Consider the following 26,024-nt stretch of genomic DNA (forward strand, 5'->3'; position numbering starts at 1 on the left):
TTAGGTTCCTTCCTTGAAGTTTCGAATTTGTTATCTTCTAATATTCTTACTACTCCAATGTAATTCTTATTTCGAATCCGTTTTGGATCCGACTGAATTAAGAATGCCTGCAGACGGTAAATCAGTTGCTGTTCTAAAAATTTCGAATCCGATCTTCGGTGTGAAAGATCATTTCCTACGGGAAAAAATAGATCCTGAATTACTCAAACTTCTCTCGAGCGAAAAAAACGAAAGAGAAGACGTCTTACGTGTGCAAGCGGGGAAGATCCCTACAAATATTACGATCCGGACTGAAAAGGGCAGAACTGTCCAGATATCCCTGTTTAGCAGAGATGGAGATTTTGACCAGGATGGATTTCCTGATTCTGCGGAGCTTAGAACCGAATCCGATCGCCAGGCATTTCGAGACTGGTTTGTGAGGGTATCTTTGTCACAATATTTAAAAGAGAATTCCTCCTGGAATCTAAAGGAAAGAGATTGCAGCGGATTGATTCGTTTCGCATATAAGGAGTCTCTAAAGGCTCATACCCAGGACTGGCAAACTCGGACTGGGATCCTGTTGGATAAAAATTTACCGGATGTCCGGGAATTTAATTACCCGGATATACCCTATATTGGTAAAAATTTATTTCGAATCGGTGAGGGCAAATTCGGAGAATTTGCAGACGCTGAAAGTTTGGAAAAGTTCCATACTTACTTTGTTACCAAAGAGTTGGAGTCTGGACAAGCGGGAGATATTCTCTTTTTCAGATCGGATCGTGGGGTGGGGACAAATTTCCATTCTATGATCCTTGTAGAGGGAGAAAGTAAAAATCCCCAGCTTTTATATCATACAGGTTCGGATCGAGGTATCAAATTGATCCGGGCAAAAGAATTGGAAAGAAGTGTGTTGTTTTCCCCGGAAAAGAATAACCGAAATTTTCTTGGGGTTTATAGATTTCGGATTTTAGACTAGGAATTTCAGAATGAGAACTCGTGTATTGGATCGTAAAAAGATAATATTCTCTTTTCTCGCAATTTTGATCTCTGCATTAGGATTATTTTATGTGAAACCGAATTTATTCGGTTCCGCCGCATTCTATCTCGGAACGGACAGAAGTTTCGGCTCAGGTGAAAATGCTTATGTAAATCTGGAAGGGAATGGAACTGTAAATTACGAATTCAGAGTTTATAAGATCGCGGACCCGCAAACATTCTTGACCAAAAAAGTAAAAGAAAGATTGGTCCAAGAGAATAATGACGGAGCATTCGGAAATCCGATCGCACTTTTTACAAGAACCTTAGACAAATTCAGAAACGATTTCCGTAAGGTTGCCAGAAAAGAATTCAATTCTAAGACAAGATCCGAGCTGAAAAAAACATTAGGGGTTGATTATGAAAAACCTGATGAATATAAAACTCTCGCGGTCCCCGCTATTCTAAAAGACCAAGAGTTGGTTGCTACATTCTCCATTCCGACTGTTACTTCTTTCTGGGCATATCGTAGGATTCCTGTTCCGATCCGAGACAATGGAGTTTATCTTGTAGAAGGTGTTTCCGGATCTCAGCTTGCTTATACAATCCTGATCAAGTCCGGCCTGAACTTTTTAGTAAAACAATCCGATGCGGAAACTTTCGTATATGTGGGCCGCAAAGATAGTGGAGAACCGGTTTCAGATGTGGATCTGACTCTTTTTAATTTGGAGAACGGCCAAGCATTCCAAACCGGAAAAACAAGTTCCGATGGAACGTATTTTTATAAGGGAAGAAGTCCCGTCAAAGGTTTGGTTCTCGCCCATAAGAATGGGGAATATTCAGTTTCCGATCCGGAATTTTATTCCAGTTCTTTTTATGGAGAAGGTGGCCCAAGGGCCTATATGTATACGGATCGTCCCGTATATAGACCGGGAGATACCGTTTATTTTAAGGGAATTGTTAGAAACTTCTCCCAAGATGATTATAGAGCTATTTCCGGTGCAGGTGTGATTGCTGTTGCAAGTGAGCAAGGAGAAACTTCTATCCCTAGTATTCCTATTAATATCTCGGGAGATAATGGGACTTTTTCAGGAGAATTTGTAGTTCCTGAATCGGAGAATATAACTCTTGGAAATTATTCTCTTATATTAAATTTCCGTGATAAAACTTTTCAGACTGAATTTGCCGTAGAGGCTTATAAAAAACCTACTTTCTTGGTTTCAGTATCTGTTCCTAAATCCAATTATTTACAAAGGGAAGAAGTAAACGCTCTTGTAAAGGCCAGATATTATTACGGCCAACCGGTTGCAGGGCAAGAGGTCGCTTATAGAGTATTCCGTAGACCTAAATTCGATTATTCTCCTGTTGGAACGATCAACTTTGATGCTTCTTCCGATTATTTGGAACAGTCCGGTCAAAGTGATAAACAAGAATTGGTTTTAGATGGAAAAGGAAAATTAGATTCCAAAGGGCAATATTCTATCAGCTTTAAACCGGATAAATCTGATGCAGATTCCGTTTATACTATCATTGCCTCCGTTCAGTCCGAGGACATGACCTTGGATGGATCCGCTTCCTTCTCCGTAAATCGAAGCGCATTCTTTGTTAGGATCTCTAAAGACAATTCAGTATACGAACCGGGTAAAGAAGCAAAGTTAACTGTAAGCCTGATCGCTTATGACAAAACCCTGAGCGATGTAGAACGCCAGAAAATGGTGGGAAATCGAAATGTGGATCTCATTCTTTATAATAGGGATATTCAATTCGTAAAAGAGGCAAATCGTTCTAAAATTTCTTCTTTGTCTGTGATGACTTCTGCCTCTGGAGTTGGGACTGCTTCATTCACAATTCCTAAAAGAGGACAATTTGTTTTGGTCGCTGAGACAAAGGACCCCAACGGAAATCTTACAAAGTCGGAAACATTTTTCTGGGCTTCTTCCGTTTCCGATTCTATCGAAATTCCTTTCAAAGATATTACTCTCAAGCCTGGTAAGGATATTTATTCCGTGGGAGATACTGCAGAAATTCTGGTCTTAAGTCCAGTGTCCAACGGGCATATGATATTGACCTTAGAGGGAAATCGTATTTTCAAAAAAGAAGTAGTGAAGATGAAGGGGAATGCTCTGAAATATGCGGTCCCGATCACTGCAGAGATGAGCCCGAACTTCACATTATCTGCAGTTCAATTTTCTGGAAATGATGTTTATAAAAGCCAAGTAAGAGTGGTCGCTCCTCCGGAGCAGAAGTTTCTGAAAGTGGCTCTGGATCCGGGACGTAAGGTATATCGTCCTGGTGATAAAGCGGAGATCCGTTTGAAAACTACCGGTCTGGGTGGCGGCGGAGTATCTGCAGAAGTTTCCCTCGCAATCGTAGATGAGGCTATCTATCAGATTAAAGAGGAGAAAACCCCTAATATAGGAACATTCTTCTATCATCCAAGAAGAAATAACGTGCAGACTACTTTGGCGTCCGCTTATAAGTTTTTCGGTTATTCTGAAAACAAAAGATTAAAACTGGCCTTGGGTAAAAAGGGAGACTCTGTTTATTCTGCGATGAAAAACGAAGACCAGGCTCGGGATCGTTTTAAGGATACAAGTTACTGGAATGCAAAAGTAAAAACAGGGCCTGATGGAACTGCAACAGTTAGTTTTAATCTTCCGGATAATTTGACTTCTTGGAGAGTGACTGCTATTGCTATTACTCCTGATACAAAAGTAGGAAGAGGCCAAACCAGTTTTATTACTAAAAAAGATCTGATGATCTTAGGTGGAATGCCTAGGTTCATTATCAAGGGAGAAACCCAAAAAGTTTCCGCTACAATTTCTAATCAGTCTCCAAGTAAGTTACCTGTTAAGGTTACGGTAAAAGCAGAAGGTGCAAAGATCCTAGGTAACTCCGAAACTACGATCAACTTGGAGCCTGGCCAAAATCAATCTTTACATTTTGATGTGCAGACTATTGCAGATCCTAAGATCAAATCGGCAAAAATCAGCATTCTTGCTGCGGGCGCCGGTTACCAAGATCTACTTAAATCCGAAATTCCACTTAAGACTTGGGGATTACCTAAAACTATTTCGGATAGTTTAGGAATGGAAGAAGGAGAACATTCAGGAGTTCTAAACTTAGAAGCGCCTAAAGAATTAGGAGATCCTCGTTTAGAAGTTCGACTCAGTCCTGCTTCTTTACCTGCATTGAGACAATCTTTGGATTATCTTGCAGATTATCCTTACGGTTGTGTGGAACAAACTATGAGTAGATTCTATCCACTTTTATCCGCTCAAAAAGCAGGCTTCATCAGTGAAAGACTTAGAAAAGAACTTCCTAAGATGATCGATGTTGGACTGAAAAGAGTGTCGGAACTCCAACGAACAGACGGTGGATTCGGTTGGTTCGAAGGTGGGGTTGAAAGTGATGTTCTGATGTCCGCTTATGTTTATAGGGGCTTGGCTGTTAGTCAGAAAAATGGAGCAAAGGTTTCTGCTCCAGTATTGAATAGAGCCAGGGCTTATCTTTATGATGTTTTGGGCAAAGGGGATCTTTCTCTGAATGCAAAAGTATATATTATATTCTCCTTAAGTGAAGGCGGAAATGTAGAAGACTCTATTGTGGATGGCCTGGTAAAATCTTCTGCCAAGCTAAACCAATATGGACAAGCGCTTCTTGCATTGACTTTAGCTAATAAAGGTAAGAAGGCAGAAGCTTCTTCCTGGTTTAAAAAAGGTGTCGAATCCAGTGGATTTGGCAAGAAGCCTTTCCTAAAACTAACCTCTTACGGTAAAAACCCTCGTTGGGAAGAAGACAGGATCGAAACGATTTCTGCACTTTTAAGTGCAGGAGTTCGATTGGGAGAAGATAAGGTGATTCTCGCAAATCTTGCTTCTTCTCTATTATCCAATCGTATAGAACTAGCTTGGAATAACTCAAGAGATACGTCTGCAGCTGTATTGGCTTTGTCTGAGTTTTTAGCTTCTGTTCGTGAATCTGAAACTCCTGCAAATGTGGAGATCGTGCTGAACGGAACCAGCTTAAAAACTGTAACACTTCCTCCTAAGTCGGAACAGGGAGAATTGTATAAGATTCCTATTCCTTCCGAGTTGATACGATCCGGATCGAACAAAGTAGAAGTTTTGAAGAAGGACGGGCCTGTACTTTATGCGACTGCTTCCTTATACTATACGGATCGAAGCAAGAAGATACAAGCTTACTCGAATGGTATCAAAGTAAAACGAACCTATTATAAATTAAAAGTGGATTCGAATGATATCACTCCTGTGGAATCCAAAACTTTCCAACCGGGAGATTTGGTAATGGTCGAAGTTGCGGTTCAGAAAGAAGGTGATGCGGATTCTTATTACCAAATAGAAGATTCTCTGCTACCTGGATTTTCTTTCTTACAAAGAGATGCGGAGTATTATGCAGGCGATCTGAAGATGGAATATCTAAGTCGTCAGGTTTATGATGATCGAGCCGTTTTCTTTGTAGGAGGTCCTACAAAAGAATTTAAGGTCAGATATTTTATCAGAGCAGAAGTAGGCGGGAAATATAAGGTAATACCGGCTAGAGCGTCCTTGATGTATTATTCAGAAGTAACAGGAGCGAGTTCAGACGATGAAATCAACGTTGGTCAATAATTTACTCATAATTGCTCTTTTACTTTTTGGATCTGCTACATTTGCGCAGACGGTTACTATAGATTCTCCTCATGGAGGTTTCACTACGGAGAGGATCCAAACCGTTTCCGGTTCCGTTAGTGGAAATCTGGAAAAGGCAACCATCGTAATTAACGGAATTCCTCAATCGATCCGTTTGCATGGGGGGAAATTTTCCTTAAGCACTGTAGTCGCTCCAGGAACAAATTTGATAGAAGTAAAAGCAGGCAATGCAAGCGATCGAGTTTCCTTCTTCGCCGCTGTTCCACCTCGAGATATCAAAGTTGTTCTGACCTGGGACACTGCGACTGATGTGGATCTTTGGGTCTTAGATCCTACTGGGGAAAAATGTTTTTATGCAAATCGTTCTACCAAGTCTGGGGGAAATCTGGACGTAGACGTAGTAGATGGATATGGACCGGAAACATTTACCATGTCCAAGGCGCTACCTGGGAATTATTCCATACAAGTGCAATATTACGGCTCTTATGATAAACCGGTCACAAGAGTGAATGTGTATGTGGTTTTGAATGAAGGAAAACCGAATGAGAGAAGGAAACAATTTCAGTTCGTGATGACCCGTTCCCAACAAGTTTATCATATTGCGAATTTCGAGATAGATCCGGAATCCTAAGATGTTTTTTTTCGATTCAAATATATCTTTTGGAAAGTCGAATAGAAGTTTTGGAACCCGTTCCCTTGCTTCTATTATCGTGATATATTCACTTTCCATAATGTATTTGGATGCGGAAACTGTATCTATTGATTCTCCTCACGGTGGTTTTACTACGGAGAGAATCCAAAAAATCTCCGGAACCGTAACTGGTATTAACCCAGAAAAGGTCACAGTAGTTCTGAATGGAATCCCGCAGATGGTGCCTTTGTATGCCGGTAAATTTTCCTTTAGCACAGTAGCTTCTCCCGGAGACAATCTGGTGGAGGTTCGTGCCGGGAAGGCATATGATAAGGTTAGTTTTTTTGCAAAAGTTCCACCTCGAGATATCAAAGTTGTCCTGACCTGGGATACTGCAAGTTACACGGATCTTTGGGTAATCGATCCTTCAGGGGAGAAGTGTTACTGGGCCCATACTTCCACTAAGTCAGGAGGTAATCTAGTTTATGATGATGCCACTTTTTCTCCTCAGACTTTCACAATGTCTAAGGCTTTACCCGGAAATTATGCAGTCCAGGCCCAATACTATGCTCCATTTAACGCACAAGTGACACGAGCCAAAGTGTATGTGGTTCTATACGAAGGAACTCCCAGAGAAAAAAGAAAACAATACCAATTCACTATGACCAGAGCCCAGCAAGTATATCATCTGGGAAATTTTGAGATAGAGCCGGACTGATCAGAATGAATTCCAAAGTATATCATAAAATCGGAATTTTCTTTACCCTGACTTTTCTTTGCGCGGTTGGGATTGAAGCGGCTCCCAAATTTTCTTATTCCTATCTGGATGAAGCCGTAAAAGAATTTGAATCTAAAAATTCTACATCTTCCGTTGTGTTGATGGAAATGGATTCCGGAAAAGTGGAATATATTTACAGACCAGAGATTGCAGTTTCTAAAAAATTACCTCCTGGTTCTTTGGTAAAAACCTTCTCCGCTTTAACTTTGTTGAAATACAAAGACAGACTTGGATTTTCTCCCGAAAAAAAAGTATTATGCAAAGGAAGATTCTATCCTAAGGAAAATTTAACTCCTACTAAATCGGATCTAAATACATTCCATTTGCCTCAGGATGAAAATGGAAAAGAATATTTGAGATGTTCCTTGGCAAAAGGTCATGGAGAAATGGATCTTAGATCCGCCTTAGTTCATTCTTGTAATGTATATTTTTTAGCGAGTGCTTCTTCCGATCCCGATCTATTTTATTCTAAGTTATATGAGGATTGGAGTTTAGGAAAATCTACAAGATCGAGACTGGATTCTTATCTGGAACCTTCTGATACAAATTTTACCTCTATTAGTTCACTTAGAAAAGTAGCTGCTTCTATTGGAGAAGGTGGACTTCTTCTAAGTCCTTTAAAAATTTCTCAGCTATATTCTTCTATTTGGAAAGAAGGCCCAAGACTTTCTCCTTATTGGGCAGTAAGTCAAGAGCCCGTTCGATCGGAAGAAAATCCATATTCAGGAAAGGACTTGAGATGGATTATATCCGTCCTTTCCGAGGTTCCAAAAACCGGAACTTTAAGGGATGTACATTCTTCTGAAAAAGCGGATTTAGAGATCCTGGGTGGTAAAACCGGGACTGGAACTAAATTTATGCATAAATATGAAACACATGGATGGGCAGTATTATCTTTTCGTAAAGATCGGAAATCATATGTGCTGACTGTTTTCGTGGATAATGGCTCCGGAGGAAATCAGGCCAAATCTTTGGCCGCGATCCTTCTGGATAAGATCGATTCTAAAACTAAAGATTCTGCAATAAAATCAGGTAAATAAAATGAGAACTTGCATCCAAATTTTCAAAACAAAAATACTTCCTAAGATCAAATCCTTTTTTTCAAAGGAATCTTTGGAAAATTTAAAGACCGGATTCAAAGAGAATATATTAAAAGATCCTAAAGTTGGAGTTCCGACAGGGGCCGGGGTTGTGTTCTTAGCGATCGGATTCTACCTTTCTTTTAAGGGATATTCTATTGATTCATCAATCAAGGATCCTGCACTTCTCATTCCTAAAAAAGCAAGCGCACTTGTGGAAATATATCGCCCTGAGGAGTTTGTGGAAGACCTGGAAAAAACAAATTTGGGAAGAGAACTTTCCGACGATGGCACTTTCCAAAAAATCCTAACCTTGCCTGAACTTAGAAAGATCAGTTCTGTTCTTTATTTATTAGAAGCAAAAGTAGGAGTAATGACGAAACCATCCAGACTTGCTGCTTTATTCGATGGACCTGTGGCTGCTGCAACTTTTCCTAAATCCAATTTTTTACTTGTGGGTAAGGCAAGCGCGAGTTCCAAGCTAGGGGTGAGTTTGATCACTGCATTTAAAGGAGAAAAGATCGTAGTCAAAGAGACTCCTAAACAGGAAAAACCTCAGACTCCTCCACAAACGGAAGAAGGATATTATACTCCTACAGGTTCTGAAAACACACACTCTGCAGATGATTTTGCTGATCAATTTGCAGCAGGCTCTGAAAAATTCGGAAACTTGGAAGCATTTAAATATGAATTCGGTTCCGGAAAAATTTTAGCGATTGTACTGGGAGATTTTATCATCCTCACAGACTCCGAAGATCTATTGGAAAAATCTTTGGATCTGGCTTCTTCTGCAAATAATGATTCATTAGGAAATCAAAGCGGTTTTGACGTTCTCAGAAAAGAAGCTTCTAAAAAAGAAAACAAGGTTTTGCTCTATGCCGGAACGGATTCTTTCATTGCTCCATTCCTTAAACCTTCCTTCGGAAATTCAGGAGCCGCTTTACTTTTAGGTTGGGAAACCGGAAAAAATCTGGATGGAAAAGTTTTTAAAATAGGCGGAGATAAAAACCAAGTAGTTAGTTCTGGTCCTGCTCTCTCCAAAGTTATACCTCGAGAAACAAATTTAGTATTTTATTCTGAAGAATTAAAACCGTCCGAAGTTTGGAAATCTTTAGAATCCATAAGCGGAGAATGGGAAAACTTCGGAGAAGGTCTAAATGAATTCGGTAAAAATGCAGGCATCCACGAACAGTACTTTGGTTCCGAGAAAGGGATCGCTCTAAGTTTTAACGGATTAGAATACAGATCAGGAATGGTCTATCCAAGATTTGGAATTTCTTTACCTGCGTCTGTTTCGGATGATAAACTTTTAAAAGCCATCTTCAAAGTAGGAAATCCTATCAAGGTTTCTTATCAAAATACAAACTTAGAATCTTATCCTTTGAGAAAAGGTGGATTTTATACTCCGGCTTCTTTGAAAGTAGGAAATTGGAAATATCTAACTTCCGATAAAAAAAGTGCAGAAGAAACAGTGTCTTCCGGAAATGGAAATCGACCTAACCAAGCGGATCTATTCTCTTCCGGTCCTGCAAAAGAATTGGCTTATTATCCTCATCATTTAGTGGTTCGTGTTCCTGGACTTCTGGATGATCTCAAAAGTTTTTATCTATATGGGGCAGAAGGATCTCCTGAATATACTTCTAAAACGATCGATAGAGATGTGCAGCCTATCTTGGATAAGCTGAAAGTTTTTGAAAGATTAGTGATCTCTTTTGGCTCGGGTAAAGAAGGGGAAGATTGGGGAAAATTAAAAGTTTTTTAAGAATTTCTCTGAAGTGCGTGTTGGAGTTCCAACACGACATTCACTTCGTAAAATCAATATCTCGACTTTACAAATTGTGAATATATGTTTTGGATTTCCGGATTAGGGGCCTCGAGAAAGGCCCGAAATCTTGCTTCTCCCTTTGTTTTTAAAAGCCAGGAACCCCAGAGATAAAGTTTCTGGTATAAGATCTTTTTTTTAGATCCATTTCTTGTATGGATCTCCTTTGCACATTCTTCGTCGAATTTTTCCCAGCTCCAAGGAAACTTTAGATCCTGAGATGTCGGTCTTGGATTCGTAGGATACAAAGATTCACAATAAGATTCCTGCATCCAAAAGGAAGTTTCAGATTTAGATTCTGGAGCTAAAAAATGGCAGATCTCATGTTTGACCACCGTATCTAAAATTCCTCTTTTAGCTAAACTCTCCGGATTTTGAAAAAAGAATTTGTTACTTACCGGAGAATAGAACGCTGCGGTAGTTCCAGGTTGACTTGAATATTTTCTGAAAACCTCAGAGTTTTCTGTGACAAAAATTTGAGCATCTTGAGGGATTCTTCTTTCTAGTCTTTCCGATTCTGACCGGATCTCAGTTATGAATTTTTCTGCAAATGTTTCGAGTAATTTTTCGGGATTTCTTTCTTTGCTCCAGTCATCTAAAAAGTAAAATTCAAATCCTTCTACTTTTCTTTTTGCTGCTTGGCTGTGTACGGTTTCAAAGAAGAGTATTATAAAAAATAGATATAATATAAATGTAGAAAGAATAGATCTCAAGGGATTTGCCTTAGTTCCGCGCCTGGAAAGTAAAAACGAAGTATCTCTTCCGATTTTGTTCCTCTAAACGCCATTTCTCTTGCTCCGTATTGGCAAAGACCGATCCCATGTCCGAATCCTTTTCCTTTAAAATAAAATCCTCGAGCACTTGTTTCTATCTTAAAATCGTTACTCTTGGTTTTATTCCAGCCCAATTTTTTACCGATTTTAGATAAGAATTCAGATGCTTGGATATTCTTTTTTCCAGAGTAATCTTTATATTCTAAGGATATTACTCTGGATTCGGAATACTTGGGATCTAATTCAGTGATTTGTTTTGTTTCTAAGGCAGATTCTAATTCTTCTTTTGAGATAAAAGTTTCCCAAGAGAAGTATGGAGAATTTTTACATTGAATATCTCTGCCGTTTGTATCGGAGCCGGATCTATAATATTGTGGATTTTTAAAATTTTTCCAAAGAACGGAAGGAGAAGATAAATTTCCTCCGCAGGTAGAATGAAAAAATGTCTCTAACACTTTTCCAGATTTATTTTGCAGAAGTATTTTTTTAGATGGGGAGAAGTTTATATTCTCCTTTTTCAATTTTCCTGAAAACTGTAGGCAATGAGTTAGATCGCAAAGATCGTGACCTTCTTTAGAATGTCTTCCCAAGTTTGCGAGCGCATAAGAACGGATCATTGCAGATGCGGCAATTGAGTATTCTTTCTTCCAGTTTGAGTTTGGATTTTTCTCTTCTTTAGGATAAAATAAGTCTCCGAATTCTGAGGCCATTCCAATCCCTACATATTCTTCTAATGGAACCGTAAGTATGAGTTTTAGTTTTCCTTTCAAAGAACTGATTTCAAGATCCCCTCGGTATTTTTTAGGAGTTTGGTCTTTCGGAACTTCGAGTTTGTATTCTCCGCCCGAAAATAAGATATGTTCGGATCTTGAGTTATTGGCTCCGTCTATAATTCTGATTTGATCTTCTTCTGCGCGGATCGAAATCGTTTTATCTTTTTCTAAACTATTTTTACCTGAATATTGTATTCTGGAACCTTTTGCAATGATATGGATTGTATCAGGAGAATACTTAGATAAAATTCCGATTTTGATCTTATTTGGGATTTGATCTGCAATTAAAGAATTAGAGAATAAAAATAGAAAACCCAAACCAGCAAGTCTGGAAATGTGACTCATTGTACTTGGATTGCCTTAGGAAATGTAGGACAAGAAGAAACACATAAGCCGCAGCCAACACAATCATTCGAGAAACTGGGTTTGTTTCCTTTAAATTGGACTACATTTGGAATAGGGCAAGTGATCGCACATGTTTCGCAGGTTTTTTCTCCGGTTCTGGAATTGATACAATGTTGGAAGAAACCTTTTGCCTTTCCGAATTTAGGAGATTGATTTTCTTTATAAGGTAAAAGTGCGCCTGTCTCGCAAGCAGAGATACATGGATAATCTTTGCACAACATACATGCATTCAGATTTACATCCATATGAGGAAAATGTTTGCCTGTTTTATCGTCAGGCACCGGAAAGAGAACTGAATAAGGACAAGCGTAGATACAATCACTGCATGCAGTACACTTCGAAAAGAATCGTTTTCCTTTTGCGTCTGCTCCGGGAGGAAATTGTAAATTCCTAAAACCTTTAAATTTACTTTTTACAGTTTTAGGTTTTGGAACCTTGATCTGAGTTTTTTTAGGCGCGGCCTTTTTTGGTTCTGCTTTTTTATCTTCTTCTACAGCAGTTTTCCAGGTCTCAGAAATTTCATTAACGCCTTCTTCCATTACGGAAAAAGCTTTTGCTAAGCCTTTCCGGAAGAAGTCCTTTCGGTTCATTCTTCACCTATCCTCTCAATATGAGCGCCTAGAGATCTAAGTCTAGTATCTATGTCTTGGAATCCTCTGTCTATCTGTACGATATTATGGATAGAGCTTGTACCTTCTGCGCAAAGCGCCGCGATGATCATTGCCATTCCGGCTCTGATATCTGGACTTGCTACTTTTTGTCCATAAAGACGATTCGGTCCGATAACGATTGCTCTATGCGGATCACAGAGTATGATTTGAGCGCCCATCGAGATTATATTATCTACGAAGAACAATCTAGATTCGAACATTTTTTCGTGAATTAGAACTGTTCCTTTACATTGTGTAGCAGTAACTAACGCAACTGAAGTCATATCCGCTGGAAAACCAGGCCAAGGAGAATCGTCTATTTTTGGAGTGGCTCCATGGTAGTCCGGAATGATTTCCATTTTTTGGTCAGAAGGAACCAAGATGCCTCCATCTTGAGGGCGAACTTCTATCCCTAAGCGAGAATATACCATGCGGATCATCCGGATATCTTCCAGTTCCACATCTCCGATAAAAATTTCTCCACCGGTGACTGCGGCTAGGCTGATAAAACTTCCGATCTCTAAATAATCGGATCCGATCCTATGTGGTTTTTCAGGAGTTTTTAAGGAGCTTACACCTTCAATAGTAAGGATATTAGAACCGATCCCTGAAATTTTTGCTCCAGCAGAAACTAAAAATTTACAAAGCCTTTGCACATGCGGTTCGCTAGCCGCATGACGTAAGATGGTAACACCTTCTGAAAGTACTGCCGCCATGACTGCGTTTTCTGTAGCAGTCACGGAAGCCTCATCCATGAGAAGGTCCGTGCCCCGGAGTCTATCACCTTTGATTTCGTAACCGTCTGGAAATACTTCTATCTGAGCTCCGAGTGCTTGGAGTGCGAGAAGATGAGTATCCATTCTTCTGCGGCCGATCTTGTCTCCACCCGGTCTTGGTAAAAATACTCTTCCTGTTTTCGCGAGAATAGGACCTGCAAGTGTGACAGCTCCTCTGATCTTGGAACATAGTTCTGCGGGAAGATCAGATTTTAGTTCTCCATTATTACGAAATAAAAACGTACCTTCTCCCTTATCCTCTACTTCCATTCCTAAATGGCGTAGAACGTCCATGAGCATTAGAACGTCCGAGATCTGGGGAATATTTTCGATAATCACTTCGCCGGGAACTAAACAAACAGCGCCTAAAATAGGTAAGGCCTCGTTTTTATTCCCTTGGGGCATTACAGTTCCGTGAAGAGGATTTTTACCGACAATTTTAAAATATGGAGAGCTCATGATTCGACCAGTGTTATTGGTATACTCATGCCTCCTTCTCCTACGGCAAGCACTTCACTAAGACCTAAATAGATTGACTCAAAAGGTTTTTTTTCCGATCAACGTTGGTACCCATGGATTCTTTTTTACATCGTTTTAGAGAGTTTCAAAAAACACTGTTTTTCGACTTCTTCTGTTTTCTTTGGCTGGGGACTTTTGCATTCTTAGCCTTCGCTCCTTTTTATCTCAGCCATTTAGTTTGGATCGCACCTTTCGGTCTGTTTTGGATCACTCATAAATATTCCGGAAGATATTGGAGATTGGTCGGATACGGTTTCCTATTTGGCGTATTCTTCTATGCGATCGCATTCCATTGGATCCATCATATGGCAATGGTCTTCGGGAATTTCCCTTGGCCTCTCGCATTTATCATTCTTCTTTTAGCAGGAGTTTTGTTCGGAGCAAAATTCCCCATCTTCTTAGTTTCTTACTCTTTTCTTTCTAGAAGAGCAGGTAAACATAGCGTTTGGGTAGCTGGAGTCTGCGGAATGGCTGCCGATATGATCGGTTACCAATTATTTCCTTGGTATTGGGGAAATTTGGCAGCGGGAAATATTATACTCGCTCAAACCGTGGAGATCACGGGAGTTTACGGACTTTCATTCTTAGTATTCGTAATTTCTTATACACTCTTCGAAACAAATCTGTTACATCTTCCTGAGATCTTAAGATCCAAAGATAAAAGATCTCATTTTATAAAATTCTGGTCCTTACCAATTGCGTTACTTCTTCTTTTTGTGATTGTTGGTTCTACTCTATATCTCAAATGGAAAAATGTAACTCCAACTAAAACATTAGAAGTTCTCGTAGTCCAACCGGACGCTCCTATGAGTATTCGAGATGAAAGAGGAAGATCTCCTAGAGAAGTAATCGAAGACCTAATGGGTAGAATGGACAAGATGGTGGAGAATGCCGTCCAAAGAGCCGGTAAAAATCCGGACCTCATCGTTCTACCGGAAGCGGGGATCCCTTATTTTTCCGCGAACCGAGAACTGTTGAAGATCAGAATGGGAGATCGTATCTATTGGCCTAGATTCGATTCCTTAATGGTTTCTTTTGCGAATAGATATAAAGCTACAGTATTCTTTAATGAAATAGATGCGGCGTATAAAACCAAAAGTTCTGGAAGAGAATATCTCAGATATTTTAATAATAACGTAGTATATGATCCGAATGGAGTGAGAAGGCAAGCTTACCAAAAACAATATTTGGTAATGTTCGGAGAAACAATGCCTTTTGAGTTCATGTATGATCTGAGCCCCCAAACTGGAAGGTTCGATCCGGGTGAATCTTTCGATCTTCTACATTATTATTCTGATATTCCAAAAGAAAATCCTCAGACTGTTTTACCGGTTACTTGGGAAAAAACAGAAGGTTTAGATGCGGAATTTGTAAGAAATTATTATTCTCCGACTCATACGGAGTTAAAAGACGAAGGCCTATTTCTTCCTTTGATCTGTTATGAAGTGATTGTTCCGGAGTTTGTTAGAAAGTTTAAGGACTCAGGAAATCCTCAATTCATCGCAAATCTTACAAATGATAAATGGTATGGGACCACTACTGAAAGTGACCAACATTTCGAGTTAGGAAGATTGAGAGCGATTGAATGGAGAAGATGGCTGGTTCGTTCTACTAACTCGGGTATCTCAGGTTACGTGGATCATTTAGGAAATTTTATAGAAGGTAAGTCCACCTCTCTTATGAAAGCGGAAACCAGTTGGCAACAGATCCAGGTGATCGATTCTCCTCCTGGTTTTTATATTCTATATGGAAACCTGATCCCTTGGATCATGATCGTTCTGACCGCGATATATTACGGAAATCTATTGCTTCGTAATAAAAAGTCAGAAGTTTAAGTCGCAAATTTGGGGCCTAAGGATTGATCAGATAATAGGAAAAAATCCCCCGGAAGTTTTTATCTTTCGGGAGATTTCCTTCCGGAACTTGGGCGCATTCCAATTTAGAATCGGTTATATAATAAAGCTGATAAGGTTTCGTAAAAAATAATCGCACAAAGAATCTAAGTACTGCGGATATATTAGAAAGAACATAGATCTGTCCCACGGTATGTTTTCGAGATACAGTTAAACTGCAGGAACCACTTTCATCTAAATAAAACTTTTCTTTGATCGGTAAATGATAACCTGAAAAAGGTTCCGTTTCCGATTCTAAAACTTCCGACTTCAAAACTTTTGCGGAGAATAACATTTTTCCCGAAGGATCCAATGCACTTACTGTCCGGACCTCTTCTCCCGGAAAGTTTTCGTTTCCGATAAAACCGCCTGCAAATAATCTTTCTCCCGCACTATTGATGGAGCGGTATAATTCCCAACGCCTGCTATATTTATACACTTCATAGTTGGTAAGAAGATGTTCCATTCCACCTCTTCCATTCAGCTCCATTCTATTACCGTTCAATACCAAATATCCTTTTGCAGGAACGGAAGAGAATGCCATGTCCGCTTGTACAAAACTATCTTTTTCAGGTAGATGTATCTTTCCTCCGGAAAGAGAAACTGCTTTGGACCAACCGGTTTTATAACTGATAACAAGTTCGGCAGTGTCGGTGATCATTTTTATCTCCGGGCCGCCTTCTCCTTTATAAACAGAACTATCATAAATTTCTAATTCTAGATTTCCGCTCTCTGCTTTGAGTTCGTCTTTAGAATATTCTCTGGTGGAAAATTGGGTTCCATTCTCTTTGTCGTAAACGACTAAGCTTACTCCGCAGTTTTTTGTGCCTGGACCTAGATTACTTATGATGAATGTTGCGAAGATCCAGGTTTTATCATCCGTATAAGAATAATTCCAGGCCTGGAAATAACCTTCTTGGGCATAGGGATGAAATCCCATTTCGTGTTTGTTTGTTTTTCTGGCCTGGATCTTTGTTTCGTCTGCTGATAATTTCCATTCTCCTAAAGCGCAAAATATTAGGGAGAAGACCAAAATGGATTTGGAAAGAATAGATTTAGATCGTTTAAAAGAACAATCGTTCGCCGAAGGATTTTCGGATGAGAAAAACATGGGGATCAATTCCTAACCCTGGTTTTAATCTCCGGCAAGCAATTTTTGAACTTAACTACAATCAGAATCTATTTTATCCTCTTCCGATCTGGATGCCGGTACACAGGAGGATTCGAAAATATCACTTAAGCATCTGATCTCATAAGAAGGATGATCCTTCACACCTTTTGCTTTCATTTCGTCCCTTTCCATTCTGATCCCGTCTACGTGGATCCAAGAGTCCGACTCCGATTTTCCGTCGGTTTCTATCCGGGCATAGATCAGATATTCATAATCTCCGAACTTCTTCATAAAAATTTTGGAATATCTAAAATCTGTTCTTACTAATTTTCTTCGGAAGTAACGCAGTTCGTTAGATTGAGAACCTTGGAGAGAATCATAGAACCTATTTACGGAATGTATAATTCCTAAAAAACCCAATTGATCCGTTTTTAATTTCATCCAACCGAAATGTTCCTCTACATCTTTGTTTTTTCTAACCTTCATAAAAATCCTCCGGGAAAACGGGTTTTAGCTGAAGGAAATGGCTGAAAAAAATTTAGAGTTTTGGAAAAAAATGGGACCCAAGAGATAAACTTAGCTTTCTCACATGGGACCTTTGAATCGAACTTCAGGAGTTTTTATGCGGAGCATTTTAAATTCGAATGGGTTCTGGTCCGGAATTTTTCCTTTTTGGATCATTTTTTTTCCGTTTCAAACCAATTCTTAATAAAAAAAATCCAAGGAAAATCCCACTGCAACAACTACCTCTTTAAGGAAAGAGAAACACATTGGGATCCTTGGACACGATATACAGACGGGAAAGAGATAGAATCCTAGCATGGGTTCGTTCCAGGGTTGCGGATCCGGAAGAAGCGGAAGATCTTCTTCAGGAATCTTTTTTAACCGCTGTAACTGAACTGGATTCCGCTGGGTCTATTGAATATCTTCTAGCTTATGTGTATGCGGTTCTTCGCAATAAAGTCGGGGACTGGTACAGATTTAAAAAAGCGGGGAAGTATTCTAACACTCGTTTAGAGCAGGAGTTTTTCTTAGAGGATGCAATCCCTGATAAAGCAGCAGGACCTGAAAAGGAATTTTACAGAAGTCTTGTGCTCCAGGAATTAGCGATCGCTATCGAAGAGCTCCCTGAAGAACAAAGATCCGCGTTTGTTGAAAACGTGTTCGAAGGAAAATCCTTCAGAGAAATTTCGGAAGCAACCGGAATTCCAGAAGGAACTCTCTCGGCACGAAAATCTTACGCTAAGGATTTTTTAGCAAAACGTTTGAAGGACCTCAAGGTTTTCTTTCTGGAAGAGTTTTGAGTTTTGGAGGAAAACCATGCACGGTTCGGACGAGTTTAGACATAGATTAGGGAAATTTTTTCTGATCATATTCTTTATGCCGTTGTTCTTTTTCGGTTTGGCTTATGCGGTTTGTCAACTTTGGAACTGGCTGCTTCCTGATATTTTCGGGATCAAGCAAATCAGTTACTGGCAAGCTTTAGGTTTGTTCGTTCTTTCACATATTTTGTTTAAAGGCGGACACTGGTTTGGTCATGGTCATCACCACGGTCATAGAGAAAGAGCACATTGGAAACGTAGAATGAAAGAGAAGATGAGACACAAACTTCAGCAGAAGTTAGATCAAATCGATCGCGAATTAAGGGAGTAAAATTATGTTTATGGAAGTAAATCATATCGGTATCACCTCCCGTGATCCGGAAGTAAGCGCGAATTTTTATCGTGAAATTTTCGGTCTCCCCCAAGAGGAGGAGACCGAAAAGGCTGCGAAAGTTCTTGGCATCGGAAAATCGAATATAGCGATTTACGGAGAGAAGAATGATCCTGCTTCTCCCGTATTCGGATCTGGATGTGATTTTGCTATTAAAGTAGATGCGAAAAGTTTCCATGAGATCGAACAAAGATTATTCTCTCAAAGATTAGAATACGGTGTTCGTAAATCTTCTAAGACACTTTTTCTGAATTTTCAAGATCCGGATGGTTATCTGGTTGAATTGATGTGCGAAGAGGACTAAACCCTAATCTTCCTAGGACGGGTTTATTCCTTGGGTACCAAACCTTTCCCCATAAGTGGTAAATAAGAACAGAATTTGAATCTCAAGATAGAGATTGCCAAAAAAGGCCGAGCAAAAAATGTACTCTTTACCCACATGGAAACGGAATTACTGGGCCTGTTCTGGACAGAAAAGATCAAGCTCAGCCAGTACACTATCCAAACCGTAAAGGATCTAAGCGATTCACAGCTGGATCATACCGACGCGTTGGGCGAAACAATTCGAAGATATCTGAATTCCATAGTCGCTTCCGACTTTTTATTCCGTCTTTCCCTTCCAGTTTCCTTAGGAATCAGTTCTATTCTTCCTATTCCGAGACAAACAGAGTCCGAGGTCGAAAAAGACTTGGTCAAAGTAAGAGACCTTTTCGGTTCTCCGGCTCTTCCCAGCAATTTAAAAGATGTAATCGTTAGCTCCGCAGAAGGTCTGTATTTCGAAGGATGTAATCCTTCTCTTCTTCCCACCTTAGAACGCTGGAAAAAGATACTTTTACGTATAGAAAAGTCCATCGTGGGTTTGGATGGAAAAGATCCTTTAAAATATCGTTATTTTTCAGTCCTTGGGATTGTTTCCCTTCCGGTTGCTATTAATTACTTCTCCACCCAAAACCTATACTACCTCCGAAGCGGAATCTTGAAAATAAAGGAGAATCCTTCTTTCCCGAAGTCCTAAGTCCTTAGAAGATGGAAAAACCTAAGGTTTAAACCTACAATCCATCTGACATTCTAAGGAGAATTCCAATGGCTAAAATTAAGGTGAAAACTCCTCTCGTCGAACTCGACGGGGACGAGATGACACGTATAATTTGGAAAGAAATTAAGGATCGTTTCATTCATCCTTATCTTGATATAGAATTAGATTATTATGATCTAGGCGTAGAATATCGTGACAAAACCGACGATAAGGTTACTGTAGATTCCGCTAATGCTATTTTAAAATACGGTGTCGGCGTTAAGTGCGCTACCATCACTCCGAACCAAGACCGAGTTGTAGAATACAAACTCAAAAAAGAATGGAAGTCTCCTAACGGGACCATTCGTTCCATTTTGGACGGAACCGTTTTCCGTAAGCCGATCATCGTAAATAATATTCCTTCCGGAGTTAGATCCTGGGAAAAACCGATCGTTGTTGGTCGTCACGCATTCGGTGACCTTTACAAAGACACTGAGCTTTATATTCCAGAAGCTGGAAAAGTAGAGATCGTTTTCACAACTAAAGACGGGAAAGAAAAAGAAAGAGTTACCATTAACGATTTCGACGGACCTGGTGTTGTGATGGGACAGTTCAACTTGGACAAGTCCATTTATAGCTTCGCAGAAGCTTGTTTCAACTATGCGATCTCTGAAAAGATCAACGTATGGTTTGCGACTAAAGATACTATTTCTAAAAAATACCATGCTCGTTTCCGTGCGATCTTCGACGAAGTTTCCACTAAAAGAGCTGCAGAACTAAAAGCTGCAGGAATCGAATACTGGTACTACTTAATCGATGACGCTGTTGCTCAGATCGTTAAGAACCCGGGCGGAATGCTTTGGGCTCTAATGAACTATGATGGAGACGTGATGTCCGATATGGTGGCTTCCGGATTCGGATCATTAGGACTAATGACTTCTGTTCTTGTTTCTCCGGACGGAAAATTCGAATACGAAGCGGCTCACGGAACTGTGACTCGTCACTACCGTCAGTATCAAAAAGGAGAAACCACTTCTACCAACTCTGTAGCTTCTATCTTCGCATGGACCGGAGCTTTGGCTAAGAGGGGGGAATTGGATGGAACTCCTGACGTGGTTGCTTTCGCTCAAAAATTGGAGAAGGCGGTAATCGACACTATCCAAGCGGGAGAGATGACCAAGGACTTAGTCCTACTTACCACAACCAAAGGCCCGAAACAATTGGATACCTTCCAGTTTATGGAGGCTATCCAAAAACGCCTTTAGTCTAAGATTGGAATTTCTATCCGTGAAATTTAAGGACACAAACAGAAGAGGGAGCCATTTACGGCTCCTTCTTTTTTTGTTTTTGATCACACCGATTTTTGGTCAAAAACTCAGCCTACCTAAGGACCCAACTCTTCCGAACGAACCAAGTTTGGATGCGAGAGGGGACGCTTCTACTTCTTCCAATTCTTCGAGTAACCAAAACTCCGGTCCGAATGTTAAGGCATTCTTTTGTGATGGCAGAACGATCACCGGAACTTGGAAAGCCGCACCTAAAGAATTCTCATTCAAACATACGAGAGAGAATGTACAATATTCTAAAACCTTAAAGTTGGAAGAAGTATCTAGGATCCTTCTCAAGGCCTGGAAACTAGTACAAGGAAAACCGAATTCCCAAGGGGTTCCTTATAAAGCAGAACCTTGGGAGATCCATTATAAGACCAAAAACGGAGAGACTTTCGAAAGAATAGGCGAACTTAAAAAAGATTTCGGGGAACTTAAGATCCAAAACGAATTGGGAGAAGCGAATTTGTTCTTCTATTGGATCGACCTATTATTCGAAAACAAAACTTGGTTTTCTAAATTGCCAAAGATAGAAGGCGATATCAGAAGAGAATGTCATCCGGACGTGATTGTCGGGATCGAGTTTCTCTAATCGTTTATTTCAAAAAATTACAGATCTCTTGCATATCGTACGGTTTAGAAAATAATTCCACACCACTTGGGATCTTGTCCCGAGTAAAAGAAGATTCTTCTGCCGCAGAAGTAATCCCTAATCTTATTTGAGAAAATGTTGGGTTCTTTTGAACGATACTACAGAGTTCATTCCCATTCATTCCAGGCATGTACATATCAGTAAAGATCGCTTGGAAATCCTGAGGATTTTCTTCCAAAATTTGGAGTGCATGTTTTCCGGAAATTGCGGTTTGGACTTCTGCACCTTTTGATTCCAATAATCTTCTGAATAATACTAGGTTTAGTTCGGAATCATCTATAATGAGCACTTTCCTTTTTGCTAAACTAGGGTTCTTTTGAGAAGGTTCCTTTTTCTCTTTTATTAGATCTTTTATGATCTCCTCTATCGTGGATTGAAAAGAACTCAACTCTTGGGTTTTTTCTATAAAACCGTCTGCTCCCGCGTTATGAGCGATCATCCTATTTTCTTCCGTAAAATCAGAGGTAACGAATATGATCCTAGCTCCGGATGATGCGAATTTTTCCTTCTTAGTTTTACTTCTGATCTCCCTGCAAAGATCAAAGCCTGTTCCACCTTCTAAATGGATCCCCAAAGTGATTAGATCGAATTTGTTCTCTCTGGCAAGTTGCGCTGCTTCTTCCATAAGAGATACTTTTTTAACCTCGAATAAGGATGAGGAGAACTCGGAGGAGATAATTTCAAGTATGACCTTGCTCGTATCTACGATTAATATTTTAAACTTTTCAGAAGGCAAACCGGCACCCTCTTTTAGGTCGCCTTGGTATGGTATTTCCTGGTTTGCGTTCATGGTTATGGAGACGGATAGAACTTTCGATCTAGATTGGAAAATCCGTGTCTTTATTAAGGAAATTTATTAAATAAATTATTAACGCTGTATCCCATAACGGATCACTCTTCTTTATCTGAAATTGCCTTATGATACTCTTGTATCGACACTAAGATTGCCTCGTAAATATCTTCCTGAGTTTTATAGGAATTTCCAGACAAATCTTCCCAAGTTCCAGGATTCTTTTCAGATAGATTTAGGTAGAAGATCGGTTGCGCCTTTCTGCCCCAGGGATCTGCACTTGGTAATACTGTCATAGACCCGAATGCCGAGAATACTAAAGAATACTCATTTGATTTGTAGGAAAAACTATAAGTTTTAGGCCAATCTGTTTCAGGGATTTGTTTCCAGATGATAAAAGAAGAAAGTCCACGGATCAGTTCTGATACCTGGACCTGCTTTTCTTCCAATGGGTTTTGGGTTTGTTTTTGGAGCCCGTTCTTTGCTTGGTTCCAGAGTTTTTCCAACTCATCTAAAGGAGTTTCAGAAAACTTACGATCCGATTCTCCGAGTCGAGCTTCTATATATTCTATTCTATGTTTAAACTTTATATTAGTTCGAGTAAGAGATGATTCCGCAGAAACTCCTAGCTTTCTTGCAAGATTAACTATCGTAAAAAGTAGATCTCCCAATTCTTCTTCTATTCTGATTTGATTGGAAGAAGGATCCGAAATTCCTCTGATCTCGTCTAGGAACTCCTGCAATTCTTCATTCAGTTTTTCTTCTACACCTTTTATATCTTCCCAATCAAAACCTACTTTGGCCGCCTTCTTCTGGAATTTTTCCGCCTTTAATAGTGAAGGGAATGTTTCCGGGACTTCGGATAAAATGGATTTAGGTTTGGAAGTTTTTTGCCTGAGTTGTTTTTCTTTCTCTTTAAACAGATCCCAATTTGCAACCACCTCGTCTGCGGAAGAGATATCTTTTGTTTCAGGATCGAATACATGAGGATGTCGTAGCACAAGTTTTTCCGCTACGTCTTTGGCCACTTCTTCTAAACCGAATACACCTCTTTCAGATGCGATTTGAGAATGAAGGACCACTTGGAATAATAAATCTCCCAATTCTTCCTTAGTATGCTCGTCGTTCCCTTTGAGTATTGCTTCTACCACTTCCTGGGATTCTTCGATTAGATAAGGGACTAAGGTAGAATGTGTTTGCTCTCTATCCCAAGGACAACCTTCCGGACTTCTAAGTTTAGAAGTTATGTCTTGGAGAAATGCCATCGAGTTTTGATAGTCTTTCGGATCGGGAGCTTTCATTAAGTACTAGGCTCGATTTTCGATTCCGAATTCCCAGCCTTTTTCCCGGAAATGAAGATTGACTGGGGGATTTATCCTAACATCCTATCCGAAAATCCCTGTTTAAATCTAAGTACTTTTCAATTTAGAGTTCTTATGCTAAAATTGGGTAAAAGGATACCAGAAAGAACATGTCACTATCTAAAAATTTGGTAGCTTTCGCATTACTTGTATTTGCGGTTCTCAGTCGTTTTCTTCCTCACTTACCGAACTTCACTCCGGTTTTGGCGATTTCTATTTTCGCTGGGGTTTATTTCTCTAACCGTTGGTTAGCGATCGCTCTTCCTTTGGGAATTATGCTGATCAGCGACCTAGTGATCGGTCTTCACGATATGATCCCAGTGATTTACGGATTGTTCGTTGTGTATGCGATCGTAGGAATGAAGATCAAAGATCGTTTAGGTCTTGGATCTTTGGCGATTGCCGGTCTTGCAGGTTCTGTTTCATTCTTCGTGATCACCAACTTCTTCGTTTGGTTAACTTCCGGAATGTATACTTTGAACACACAAGGATTAGTAGAATGTTATATTGCTGCGATTCCTTTCTTCAAATACAGCCTACTCGGAGATTTTACTTATGTTTCCGTTCTGTTCGGTTCCTATTATCTATTGGAAAAGAACGGATTTGTAGCTTCTACCCAAGCAGCTTAATTTCCTCTAATAGGCGCCGCACTTCTTGCGGCGCTTTCGATTCTTCTTTTATCTTAGATAGTCAAAGTTAAACTTAAATAAATTCCGTAGAATTTATCATGCACTTCTTTTCGTAAGGCTGAGCCTGTAGAGAACTGATCTAAAGGTTTGGAAACCTGATTTAGAAACAGAGCATCGCCTGGTGCCCCGGGAAAAACATTCGCGTTATAATTATAACCGGAAACTTTAGAAATCAATTCGGTGTATTGGAATCCTAAAGTATATTTTAGCCAACGGCTTCTGAGTAGAGAAAGACCAAAATCGATTTCGTATCCGGTTCTACTGAGCAAGTTCTCTTTCAGTCCACCTGGAGGAGCAGTGTCTAGAATATAGGGTCCAGTGATCCCGTTCAACACTCCTTGAGTGTTCCTATTATAATGTCCTAAGGTCCTGAAATAATCCGCTTTAAAATGTCCCAACAAGGATGCGTTGAAATTTTTAAAGATCCGTACTCCGATCTGAGGACCTAATCCTCCCGCCTTTTCTTCTGATTTTCCAAATCCATAATTTCCCGGGATTACTCCGTATTCACTGGATGTGATATCTAAGTTTCTTGCTCCTACTGCTACGCCGATCCTTCCGGTTGCGGTTTGCATATACCAAGCAAAGTTCAAAGAATAATCTAATCTTCTGTATTGAACGGAATGATATTGAACAGGGGCAAGTGCGGATAATACGGAAGCGGTGTCTACAGTTGTGTAAGAAGGTCTGATTTTTAGATCTAAATAATTGAATTCTATTCCGAAAGTTTTGGCTGTATTCAGATAAGAAAGTTTGATCGGAAACGCAGTCTTAGTATTCCCTTGGGGGCTGGAATAACTAGTGATGCTATCATTTAGAAGGTTCGGATTTACTCCTGCACCTGCTGCAGTGGTTTGTGCATTTTGATAAGCGCCTACCGTAGACAGGATTGTGTTGTAGTTGTTGACCCCGATATTTTTTTGTCTGGCTAATACCTCGGATTCCCAAGTGGATTGTAATGCTGCGAATTGGATATCTAAGGTAGGCCTGCTATAAGGTTTGGATAATTCTTGGTCATGAAGTTCGTTTCGGATATCAACCGCTTGCTTTCTCTTTTCTGCGGCGAGTAATGCAAGCCTTCTTCTCTCGGCTTGGACCTGGGATTTACCGGCTTGGTATTCCAACTCGTCTGCTTCTTTTTCCAAGGCATCCGGATCTGGTAATTTGCCCTGGGAATATATAGGGCCGGAGACAAATAAAAAAATGCCTAAGAATAAGGATGCGGAAAGTTTCAGGAAAGTCTGCAAGGTCTACCTCTAAGTATTTCGCGTAGCTTCGTAAACGGAAAGACTAAGTATCTTGGACGCAAGACTCCAATTCTTTTTTATAGGAAGAATGAAAAAAGGGAGGAAGTATTTTGCTAAAATCGAAAGTTTTGAGGTATGCCTTTCGATTTTTCGGATGAATACAAAGAGACCGTCCAAAATATTCTCTCGGATCGGTTCTCCCAGGTTTCTAAGATCTATGATCTAAAAGCCAGATCCAAGGGAGAAAGGAAATTTCTTGAGTTCAGATTGGAATTTAAAAAGGACATTCATCCTTTGGAGTATCCTAAGATCTTGGAATCTTTACTAGACGATCTAAAACAAGAATTCCCTTATACAGAGATCATTATTTATCCCAACCAAGGATAGATCCAAAATCTTTCCTTAAGATCTGAT

24 protein-coding genes are annotated in these 26,024 nt (G+C 39.9%); 15 read left to right on the forward strand and 9 right to left on the reverse strand.

Annotation, left to right across the window (positions count from 1 at the left end; all coding sequences use genetic code 11):
• Positions 1 to 13 precede the first annotated feature (13 nt).
• The 6 genes from EHO58_RS03350 to EHO58_RS03375 are packed head-to-tail and all read left to right on the forward strand — an operon-like array spanning position 14 to position 9,856.
• A complete protein-coding gene (locus EHO58_RS03350; protein ID WP_135678605.1) occupies positions 14 to 955 on the forward strand; it encodes a DUF1175 family protein in 942 nt (313 codons plus the stop codon).
• A gap of 10 nt (positions 956 to 965) precedes the next feature.
• Positions 966 to 5,585, forward strand: coding sequence for an alpha-2-macroglobulin family protein (locus tag EHO58_RS03355; protein ID WP_135678607.1), 4,620 nt, complete (start codon positions 966 to 968; stop codon positions 5,583 to 5,585).
• Entirely contained in the window at positions 5,563 to 6,237 is a 675-nt protein-coding gene (locus EHO58_RS03360) for a YfaP family protein (protein WP_135627739.1), read from the forward strand. Before EHO58_RS03355 ends, EHO58_RS03360 begins: the two co-directional genes overlap by 23 nt.
• Position 6,238: 1 nt before the next feature.
• A complete protein-coding gene (locus EHO58_RS03365) occupies positions 6,239 to 6,955 on the forward strand; it encodes a DUF2135 domain-containing protein (protein ID WP_135678609.1) in 717 nt (238 codons plus the stop codon).
• Positions 6,956 to 6,960: 5 nt separating this feature from the next.
• Positions 6,961 to 8,055 carry a penicillin-binding transpeptidase domain-containing protein gene (locus EHO58_RS03370; protein ID WP_135678610.1) on the forward strand — a complete coding sequence of 365 codons (1,095 nt, stop codon included), beginning with the start codon at positions 6,961 to 6,963 and terminating at the stop codon, positions 8,053 to 8,055.
• A gap of 1 nt (position 8,056) precedes the next feature.
• Complete coding sequence (locus EHO58_RS03375; protein ID WP_135678612.1) at positions 8,057 to 9,856, forward strand: hypothetical protein; 1,800 nt, start codon at positions 8,057 to 8,059, stop codon at positions 9,854 to 9,856.
• 53 nt (positions 9,857 to 9,909) lie between these two features.
• Here the strand turns inward: EHO58_RS03375 and EHO58_RS03380 are convergent, their stop codons facing one another.
• The 4 genes from EHO58_RS03380 to murA are packed head-to-tail and all read right to left on the reverse strand — an operon-like array spanning position 9,910 to position 13,752.
• Positions 9,910 to 10,629 (reverse strand): hypothetical protein, encoded by a 720-nt coding sequence (locus EHO58_RS03380; protein ID WP_135678615.1) that lies wholly within the window; start codon positions 10,627 to 10,629, stop codon positions 9,910 to 9,912.
• On the reverse strand, positions 10,626 to 11,807 hold the full coding sequence (locus tag EHO58_RS03385; RefSeq protein WP_135678617.1) for a SpoIID/LytB domain-containing protein: 1,182 nt from the start codon (positions 11,805 to 11,807) through the stop codon (positions 10,626 to 10,628). Before EHO58_RS03385 ends, EHO58_RS03380 begins: the two co-directional genes overlap by 4 nt.
• Complete coding sequence (locus EHO58_RS03390) at positions 11,804 to 12,457, reverse strand: 4Fe-4S dicluster domain-containing protein (RefSeq protein WP_135678619.1); 654 nt, start codon at positions 12,455 to 12,457, stop codon at positions 11,804 to 11,806. The genes EHO58_RS03385 and EHO58_RS03390 overlap by 4 nt, the downstream gene beginning before the upstream one ends.
• Positions 12,454 to 13,752 (reverse strand): UDP-N-acetylglucosamine 1-carboxyvinyltransferase, encoded by a 1,299-nt coding sequence (murA, locus tag EHO58_RS03395; RefSeq protein ID WP_135678621.1) that lies wholly within the window; start codon positions 13,750 to 13,752, stop codon positions 12,454 to 12,456. The genes EHO58_RS03390 and murA overlap by 4 nt, the downstream gene beginning before the upstream one ends.
• 113 nt (positions 13,753 to 13,865) lie before the next feature.
• Here murA and EHO58_RS03400 point away from each other — a divergent pair, with 113 nt between their 5' ends.
• A complete protein-coding gene (locus EHO58_RS03400; protein ID WP_135678623.1) occupies positions 13,866 to 15,647 on the forward strand; it encodes an apolipoprotein N-acyltransferase in 1,782 nt (593 codons plus the stop codon).
• Positions 15,648 to 15,663: 16 nt separating this feature from the next.
• Here EHO58_RS03400 and EHO58_RS03405 read toward each other — a convergent pair whose 3' ends face one another.
• Both EHO58_RS03405 and EHO58_RS03410 read right to left on the reverse strand, forming a co-directional pair.
• Positions 15,664 to 16,815, reverse strand: a complete 1,152-nt coding sequence (locus tag EHO58_RS03405) for a hypothetical protein (protein WP_135678624.1) — start codon at positions 16,813 to 16,815, stop codon at positions 15,664 to 15,666.
• 51 nt (positions 16,816 to 16,866) lie between these two features.
• Complete coding sequence (locus tag EHO58_RS03410) at positions 16,867 to 17,301, reverse strand: LIC_13246 family protein (protein WP_135678626.1); 435 nt, start codon at positions 17,299 to 17,301, stop codon at positions 16,867 to 16,869.
• A gap of 284 nt (positions 17,302 to 17,585) precedes the next feature.
• Here EHO58_RS03410 and EHO58_RS03415 point away from each other — a divergent pair, with 284 nt between their 5' ends.
• The 6 genes from EHO58_RS03415 to EHO58_RS03440 all read left to right on the forward strand — a co-directional run bounded on the left by EHO58_RS03415 (position 17,586) and on the right by EHO58_RS03440 (position 21,463).
• Positions 17,586 to 18,119, forward strand: a complete 534-nt coding sequence (locus tag EHO58_RS03415; protein WP_135627728.1) for an RNA polymerase sigma factor — start codon at positions 17,586 to 17,588, stop codon at positions 18,117 to 18,119.
• A 16-nt stretch (positions 18,120 to 18,135) separates the two neighbouring features.
• Positions 18,136 to 18,468, forward strand: a complete 333-nt coding sequence (locus EHO58_RS03420) for a hypothetical protein (protein WP_135627727.1) — start codon at positions 18,136 to 18,138, stop codon at positions 18,466 to 18,468.
• A 10-nt stretch (positions 18,469 to 18,478) separates the two neighbouring features.
• Positions 18,479 to 18,832 carry a VOC family protein gene (locus EHO58_RS03425; RefSeq protein ID WP_244241047.1) on the forward strand — a complete coding sequence of 118 codons (354 nt, stop codon included), beginning with the start codon at positions 18,479 to 18,481 and terminating at the stop codon, positions 18,830 to 18,832.
• A gap of 135 nt (positions 18,833 to 18,967) precedes the next feature.
• Positions 18,968 to 19,543 carry a hypothetical protein gene (locus EHO58_RS03430; RefSeq protein WP_135627725.1) on the forward strand — a complete coding sequence of 192 codons (576 nt, stop codon included), beginning with the start codon at positions 18,968 to 18,970 and terminating at the stop codon, positions 19,541 to 19,543.
• 68 nt (positions 19,544 to 19,611) lie between these two features.
• Entirely contained in the window at positions 19,612 to 20,808 is a 1,197-nt protein-coding gene (locus EHO58_RS03435; RefSeq protein WP_100722563.1) for an NADP-dependent isocitrate dehydrogenase, read from the forward strand.
• Positions 20,809 to 20,830: 22 nt separating this feature from the next.
• Positions 20,831 to 21,463, forward strand: a complete 633-nt coding sequence (locus EHO58_RS03440; protein WP_135627724.1) for a hypothetical protein — start codon at positions 20,831 to 20,833, stop codon at positions 21,461 to 21,463.
• A gap of 4 nt (positions 21,464 to 21,467) precedes the next feature.
• Here the strand turns inward: EHO58_RS03440 and EHO58_RS03445 are convergent, their stop codons facing one another.
• A complete protein-coding gene (locus EHO58_RS03445) occupies positions 21,468 to 22,313 on the reverse strand; it encodes a response regulator (protein ID WP_208728679.1) in 846 nt (281 codons plus the stop codon).
• A gap of 101 nt (positions 22,314 to 22,414) precedes the next feature.
• Positions 22,415 to 23,614: a nucleoside triphosphate pyrophosphohydrolase gene (mazG, locus tag EHO58_RS03450; protein ID WP_135678627.1), complete on the reverse strand. Its 1,200-nt coding sequence runs from the start codon at positions 23,612 to 23,614 to the stop codon at positions 22,415 to 22,417.
• A 170-nt stretch (positions 23,615 to 23,784) separates the two neighbouring features.
• Here mazG and EHO58_RS03455 point away from each other — a divergent pair, with 170 nt between their 5' ends.
• Positions 23,785 to 24,303: a DUF6580 family putative transport protein gene (locus tag EHO58_RS03455; RefSeq protein WP_135627722.1), complete on the forward strand. Its 519-nt coding sequence runs from the start codon at positions 23,785 to 23,787 to the stop codon at positions 24,301 to 24,303.
• Between the two features lie 53 nt (positions 24,304 to 24,356).
• On the opposite strand, the gene EHO58_RS03460 is transcribed toward EHO58_RS03455, so the two are convergent.
• Positions 24,357 to 25,610 carry an LA_2444/LA_4059 family outer membrane protein gene (locus EHO58_RS03460; RefSeq protein WP_135678629.1) on the reverse strand — a complete coding sequence of 418 codons (1,254 nt, stop codon included), beginning with the start codon at positions 25,608 to 25,610 and terminating at the stop codon, positions 24,357 to 24,359.
• Positions 25,611 to 25,745: 135 nt separating this feature from the next.
• Between EHO58_RS03460 and EHO58_RS03465 the strand changes: the two genes are divergently transcribed.
• Positions 25,746 to 25,997: a cation transporter dimerization domain-containing protein gene (locus EHO58_RS03465; protein WP_135678631.1), complete on the forward strand. Its 252-nt coding sequence runs from the start codon at positions 25,746 to 25,748 to the stop codon at positions 25,995 to 25,997.
• Positions 25,998 to 26,024 lie beyond the last annotated feature (27 nt).

This window comes from Leptospira selangorensis (assembly GCF_004769405.1).
In the GTDB taxonomy this organism is placed as follows: domain Bacteria; phylum Spirochaetota; class Leptospiria; order Leptospirales; family Leptospiraceae; genus Leptospira_B; species Leptospira_B selangorensis.